The sequence below is a fragment of the Pantoea sp. SIMBA_079 genome, from assembly GCF_046940275.1.
Taxonomy (GTDB): Bacteria; Pseudomonadota; Gammaproteobacteria; order Enterobacterales; family Enterobacteriaceae; genus Pantoea; species Pantoea borealis.
Genome location: NZ_JAWRYR010000046.1, coordinates 1 through 502, shown reverse-complemented (window position 1 = coordinate 502; position 502 = coordinate 1). Strand labels below are relative to the sequence as shown.

The 502-nt window shown below is 54.4% G+C and carries 1 rRNA gene; it reads left to right on the top strand.

Annotated elements, in window-relative coordinates:
* Window positions 1-30: 30 nt before the first annotated feature.
* A 16S ribosomal RNA gene (locus SB719_RS19015) occupies window positions 31-502 on the top strand; the annotation flags it as partial.

Sequence of the window (502 nt, the reverse complement as noted above, 5' to 3'; positions counted from 1 at the left end):
CGCTTAACTTGTTTAAGCAAATCAAACTTTAAATTGAAGAGTTTGATCATGGCTCAGATTGAACGCTGGCGGCAGGCCTAACACATGCAAGTCGGACGGTAGCACAGGAGAGCTTGCTCTCCGGGTGACGAGTGGCGGACGGGTGAGTAATGTCTGGGAAACTGCCCGGTGGAGGGGGATAACTACTGGAAACGGTAGCTAATACCGCATAACGTCTTCGGACCAAAGTGGGGGATCTTCGGACCTCACGCCACCGGATGTGCCCAGATGGGATTAGCTAGTAGGTGGGGTAACGGCTCACCTAGGCGACGATCCCTAGCTGGTCTGAGAGGATGACCAGCCACACTGGAACTGAGACACGGTCCAGACTCCTACGGGAGGCAGCAGTGGGGAATATTGCACAATGGGCGCAAGCCTGATGCAGCCATGCCGCGTGTATGAAGAAGGCCTTCGGGTTGTAAAGTACTTTCAGCGGGGAGGAAGGCGGTGAGGTTAATAACCT